The organism is Methylobacterium sp. A54F (assembly GCF_053346035.1).
Genome location: NZ_JBKFBF010000168.1, coordinates 1 through 296 on the forward strand (window position 1 = coordinate 1; position 296 = coordinate 296).

Consider the following 296-nt stretch of genomic DNA (forward strand, 5'->3'; position numbering starts at 1 on the left):
TAGCCCCTGCGGGGACGCCGGTTGACGCTGACGACGTTGTCGCCCCGCACCTCCTGAACCGGCAGCGCATCGGTGACGGCCTTGGGGATGCCGGCGGCGTCGAGGCCGGCCTCGGCGTACATCCGGTCCGGGCTGGCGTGGTCCTGGTAGGCGTCCGGCAGCGACAGCGTCCGCACCCGGACCCGGCCCGCGCCCAGCGCGCCTCGGCTCGCCAGCAGATGCAGAACCATCGCACCGAAGCCCCCCGTCGAGCCCTCCTCCAGCGTCACCAGGACCTCGTGGCTGCCCGCAAGATC

Annotated in this window: 1 protein-coding gene; it reads right to left on the reverse strand. The window is 73.3% G+C overall.

Annotation, left to right across the window (positions count from 1 at the left end):
• Nucleotides 1-296 (reverse strand): transketolase C-terminal domain-containing protein (locus ACLBXP_RS25810; RefSeq protein ID WP_447670650.1); only part of this gene is annotated, 296 nt, incomplete at both ends.